General features: G+C 58.2%; 4 protein-coding genes. 2 read left to right on the top strand and 2 right to left on the bottom strand.

Going from position 1 to position 4,643, the window contains the following annotated elements:
• Positions 1-213, top strand: a 213-nt coding sequence (locus R6U20_RS10610) for a transposase (RefSeq protein WP_410337831.1), incomplete at its 5' end; no start/stop codon positions are given.
• A gap of 170 nt (positions 214-383) precedes the next feature.
• On the opposite strand, the gene R6U20_RS10605 is transcribed toward R6U20_RS10610, so the two are convergent.
• A complete protein-coding gene (locus R6U20_RS10605) occupies positions 384-1,358 on the bottom strand; it encodes a ring-cleaving dioxygenase (RefSeq protein WP_410337830.1) in 975 nt (324 codons plus the stop codon).
• 1,105 nt (positions 1,359-2,463) lie between these two features.
• Between R6U20_RS10605 and R6U20_RS10600 the strand changes: the two genes are divergently transcribed.
• Entirely contained in the window at positions 2,464-2,799 is a 336-nt protein-coding gene (locus R6U20_RS10600) for a hypothetical protein (RefSeq protein WP_410337829.1), read from the top strand.
• Between the two features lie 147 nt (positions 2,800-2,946).
• Here R6U20_RS10600 and R6U20_RS10595 read toward each other — a convergent pair.
• Positions 2,947-4,643, bottom strand: a 1,697-nt coding sequence (locus R6U20_RS10595) for a translocation/assembly module TamB domain-containing protein (protein ID WP_410337828.1), incomplete at its 5' end; no start/stop codon positions are given.

Raw genomic sequence — 4,643 nt, 5'->3', positions numbered from 1 at the left:
CAAGCGATGCTTTTTGGCAAGCGTGGCATGGAGGTGTTGACCGAGGCGCTGTTCAATCAGTTGCTTCAGGCGGAGATGACTGCGCACCTCGGGGCCGGCCCCAGTGAACAAACCGAGCAGCGCCGGGGATACCGCAATGGGTCCTACACACGCAAGCTCACCACGCGTGTTGGAACGCTCGAACTGGAGGTGCCCCGTGCCGAACGGCGATAGGTAGCCACAAATCTGCGGCAGATCCTGCCGGTTGCATTCGGTCTATTATTCCCTATGCCTCACAACGCAGCGCATCTGTACGATACAAAATACGATACAAAATACGATACAAAACGGGACATAAACAGTCTTGCGCATTTACACCGACTTGGATTGCGGCAGATGCTTCCTTACAGGGTAATGTCAGCGAGTTGGGCCTCGACCTCCGCGCGACGCCGCTCCAAGAACGGCGGCAGCTGCAATGTCTGGCCAAGCTGGTCGTTGGGCTCGTCGTGGACGAAGCCGGGCGGATCGGTGGCAATTTCGATGTTGATGCCGCTGGGCGTACGGAAGTACACCGAGTGGAAGTAGTTGCGATCTTTCATGGACGTGACGCCGTATCCCGCTGCAATGAGCGATGTCCGCAGCTGCTCCTGATGGGCGTCGTCGGTGGCCCGGAAGGCAACGTGATGTACGGTGCCATAGCCCCAGCGGCCCTCATGCATATTCGGCTCGTTGTACACATCCACAAAGCGTGCATGCTCGGCGGTGGACACTGCAAAGCGCATCCAATCCCCATCTTGAGGGGTAGGCTCTTCTGCTACCTGCTCGTACCCGAGCGCTTCGAGCACATGCGCGGCCTCCTGCGGGTTGTTGGGATGCATCGTGACGCTATGAAACCCGCGAATGCCATGCTCTTCGGGCACGCCCTCGCCCGTCCACGGCGCAATGTCGGAAGTGCCTGTAATGAGTTCCAGCGGCTGTCCATCCGGGGCGTGCAAGCGCAGCACTGTATCCCCAAAGCGGTCAGTAAGCGGATACGTGTGGATGTCGTGCTCCTCCAGACGGTTTTTCCAGTAGAGTGCCGAGCCATCAGGAATTGTGAAGGCCGTAGCAGTGGCTTGTCCGCGCCCTACTTGTCCCTCCTGAATGCTGTGATGGGGTTTCAGCGTCATGACGGTACCGGGCGTACCCGCTCCGTCAGCAAAGTAGAAATGATACATGGTGGGGCCACGGAAGGCCTCAGACGGGTTGTTAAAGAGCACCGTCTGCTTCACAAGACGCAGCCCAAGCACGTCGCGGTAGAAGTCGATCGACTGCTGCGGATCAGGCGCATAGGCCGTTACATGATGGATGCCAGAAACAGGGGCAGGAACAGGAGCCATAACCGTATGGATGCTGTGTTGCAAATATAGCGATGCGTTGTTCTGTATTGCGAACTTCTGTATTCCGCGCTTCCCTCGATGTTCATCTCTTCGGAGTATCGGCTTAAGCACCGGACTAAAGTCGGCGTCCCTTTGTAGATCTTGAGTCGCAGCCTGGAGCAGGCTGGGGGAGCCGGAACCGAGCAGCACGCGTTCGCACCCGTAATCTACTGCTCTGTCACACGTGATTGGTTGGGTCATTTGAGCCCACGGAACCCCCCCCCTAAATCCCCCTTCTCTGAGGGGGACTTCATGAGAGCGTCGTATGGTTTCTTCCTCCCTGGGAGAGGTGCGTGTTTAGCACAGAAGAAACAGGTACAAGCGCGCCGCCCGAAGCCGCTCCCCTGGAGAGGGGAGCTGTCGCGCAGCGACTGAGGGGTGGACCTGAAGCAGCACTTCATGTGGAGGGGCCTCATGTGGGGGTGCCCCGGCCCGTGGGCCGCCTGCTTCTGCCGGGGGAAGAGAGGGTCGTAGCGCGCATGCCGTGCCGATGTTGTGGGAAACCTTTCCCCTGAACCCAACCTTTCGGGGTTGACACAGCACTACTGCTCTGTCACAGGTCATTCTGTGGGTTGAACCAAGATGGATACGCGTGTCGTGCCGTCCCGAAAAGTTACTGCTAAACGCCAAGGAGATGGTTCGACTGCGCTCACCATGACAGGCTTCGTGGGGGCTGATTGCAGTGCAACCATCAAAATGAGGGTTGACACAGCACTACGCTGTGCTATACCTGTGCTTTAGCCCCTGGTGTGCGTAGACACGAGACCAAAAGCCGAATGGCGACGTACATCCGGGGCGCTGTAGAGGAGCGATACCACAATCATGCAACCGGATTGGGTTTGGTATCAATGATTTCAATCGTACGCTCTGCCCCCCTAATAGGTAGGATTTACCACATGTTGTATCGCAATAGCCCTCCAATTCTGATGGACTCCTGCTTCCTTACCGTCGATTTGGGCCGATATACCCACTTTCGGAGCACTGGGACTCCTCCAATGGCGTTCTGGTATTATCCTTGATGCATAGGCGGGCCATACAGGCTTATGCATCTTACTCCCGGTTTCTTATGACTGCGTCGCTGTTCTTAGTTGGTCTTGCATGGACCCTTCCCCTCGGATTCCTGGCCTGGTCGTACTACCAACACCGCGTGGCAACTCGGACGAGAGCCTCGTTCCGTATTATCACCAAAACGGTTCGTGTGGACGTACAGTCCGGCGCCTGGATGGTCACAGCCCCCGATAACGATTCTACGCAACGCACACAGTCTGCGGCTGATACCCTCCAAGAGTCGCATCAGCAGGAATCATATCAGACCGAGGTTACAAAAGGGCAAGCAATTGTTCGGGTCTATACTCCCACGGGCGACCTGACGTACCGCCGCTGCGACACGTTCTTGAATTAGCTTGAATTAGACCGGGAGATGCAAACGCCTTATGCCACCTCTGCATGCTTCGTTGGTGTGTGAAGGGGTGGAAGTGTGAAGGGGTGGAAGTGTGAAGGGGTGGAAGGGCGGCTGAAGACATACATCTGCACGGCCGCTGGCAGGCTCTCAGTAGGCGCGCTCGTACAGAAGATTAAAGCGCAGACTCGACTGCCGCCGCAGCACACGCGCCAGAAGCGTACGCGTCAGTTCATATTCCAGGAGGAGGTCGGGTTCGAGCACCTCGGTTTGGCTATCGCCTGTGTCGATGGGCTGCTCAACCGAGACGTATAAGCGCGGCGTGAAGTAGCGCCCCACCGTAAGGTACGAAATGCCGTTTGGACGCACCTGAAGACGTACCACATCGAGCCCAAGCTGGCTGGCTGCCAGGTTTTCGACGAAGTTGGACGCCTGCCCAATAGCCAGTTGAGTAGCAAGCTCCCCACTGCCTCCGCTATCCTCGCCCCCTCCGCCCAACAAGCTATCTGCCGGGCGGCCTGTGGCCAGGTACGACAGAATGTTGGATGTCGACATGGGCGGCTCCGAACTAAAGTTCAGATCCAAATCTCCCAAGCGCCCCTCGCCATTTAGCGTAATGGCAACTTCGGTGTCGCGGGTTTCACGTGCGCGTTGCTCGTAGACCGCTGCAAACGACATCCGTGGGTCGTCGACGGGCCCGTTGAAGGTAAGCACCCCCTCGTTGACCTGAAATACCTGTCCGAACTGTTCTACGGTGCTGCGTTCCGGCACAATGTCGATGGATCCGTACAACTCCAGGTCTTCGTCGTGCGCTTTTTGGAGATCAAGGTCGCCACTGAACTGGATGTTCAACCCAAGCGACGAGCGCGAGCGCAGCCACGTTTCGCGCCGGATTTCGACCTCCAAATCCATTGCCATGGCCTGATAGGTGTCGTAGGCTGTCGTATCGGCATCGGTGAGGCGAAGACCAAAGCGGCGCTCCAGGTCAGCGCGGTCGCTTTCGTTGAGTGCGACCGTTTCCAGCTCGGCAGCGGCTTCTGTGTCAAGATCATCGTACGAAATATCGGCGCGCACCACCTGTACCCGTCCCGTGAGGCTGGGACGTTCTGTGGTACCCTGCACAGCCATTTCCCCGTTGATGGTACCCCGCCGGTAGGCGCGCGTGTTCACAGCCTGGAAGTTATCCGCTGTCACATCCAGGTCGATCCGGCCCAGCGTCAGGTCCTCCAGATCAACGGTTCCAGAGGCCGTCATGCGCCCGCGTCCGTCGGAGCGGATTTCCGACTCTACGATGGTAATGCGATTACCCCGCAATTCGAGTTCGGCGCGCCCCTGGCGGTAGCGGCTTTCTAAGTCGGTAAGCACAACGCTAAGCGCATTCAGGGTGGCCTCGCCCTGCACATCGGGCGCGGTGCGCGTGCCCGCGATGCGTGCATCAGCCTCGATGCGGCCGGTAAGGTCTTGCATGACAGCCGGATCCAGGAACGGATTCAGCCAGTCCATCGCGAATGCCTCGGCCTGGATGCGTAGATCGACGGGCGTATCCATCACGTCGGCGGGCGTCGGAGCGTCGAGCCTCAGGTCGATGGGGAAGGTCCCTGCCATGGTAAACGTGCTACCGTCGGTATGCATAAGGCGCGCATCGATGTCGAGCCCCAGATCCGCATAGGTGATCTCGGTATCGAGCGTGCCCACGTCAGCGCCTTCGCTCTGCACACGAGCCCGCATGACCGTTTGAATGCCTTTTTCCCGGGCAAGGGTGATCAGCCGCTGCAGGTCCGTGGCCCTGGGCGTTTTGCCGGATATTTCCACCGGGATTTGTTTTAAGCCGTAGGCGTCTGCAAAAT

It is taken from the genome of Longimonas sp., assembly GCF_046498435.1.
In the GTDB taxonomy this organism is placed as follows: Bacteria; Bacteroidota; Rhodothermia; order Rhodothermales; family Salinibacteraceae; genus Longimonas.
Note: the sequence above shows the minus strand (reverse complement) of the source record. Positions and strands in the feature narration are given on the sequence as shown.

Coding starts and splice junctions, on each gene's coding strand:
- R6U20_RS10605 (WP_410337830.1), bottom strand. CDS start 1,358: ATGGCTCCTGTTCCTGCCCCTGTTTCTGGCATCCATCATGTAACGGCC.
- R6U20_RS10600 (WP_410337829.1), top strand. CDS start 2,464: ATGACTGCGTCGCTGTTCTTAGTTGGTCTTGCATGGACCCTTCCCCTC.